This is a genomic window from Paraburkholderia silvatlantica, from assembly GCF_003096715.1.
Lineage (GTDB): Bacteria > Pseudomonadota > Gammaproteobacteria > Burkholderiales > Burkholderiaceae > Paraburkholderia > Paraburkholderia silvatlantica.
The window spans coordinates 201,063-201,571 of record NZ_QEOL01000013.1 but is presented as its reverse complement, the minus strand read 5'-3'; the positions used below and the strand labels follow the sequence as shown (position 1 = coordinate 201,571).

Below are 509 nucleotides of genomic sequence, written 5' to 3'. Positions count from 1 at the left end.
CCGAGGTTGTCGTCTGCTGCAATCTGCAATGTGCCGGCGTTGATCGTGGTGCCACCGGTATAGGTGTTCACGCCGCTCAGTACGGTCGTGCCCGCACCGATCTGCTCAACCTGGCCGATGCCGGAGATCACGCCTGCTTCGGTCATCGTCGAGCCGGAAGCGGGATCGAAGGCGAGCGTGGCGTTGTCGGTGATGTTACCCGCGATCGAGCCGTTCGTGCTGCCGTTGCCCAGTTGCAGGGTGCCGGCGCTGATCGTCGTGCCGCCGGTGTAAATGTTTGTGCCGGTCAGCACGGTGGTGCCCGTGCCGATCTGCTGGACCTGTCCGGTGCCGGAAATCACACCGGGTTCGGTCATCGTCGTGCCAGAGGCGGGATCGAAGGCGAGGATGGCGTTGTCGGTGACGTTGCCTGTGATCGAGCCGTTGGTGGTGCCGTTGCCCAGTTGCAGCGTGCCGGCGCTGATCGTCGTGCCACCGGTGTAGGTATTCACGCCCGTCAGCACGGTGGT

At 64.2% G+C, this 509-nt stretch carries 1 protein-coding gene; it reads right to left on the bottom strand.

Features of this window, described 5'->3' with window-relative positions:
* A partial coding sequence (locus C7411_RS38285) for an autotransporter-associated beta strand repeat-containing protein (protein ID WP_243413235.1) occupies positions 1-509 on the bottom strand: 509 nt, incomplete at both ends.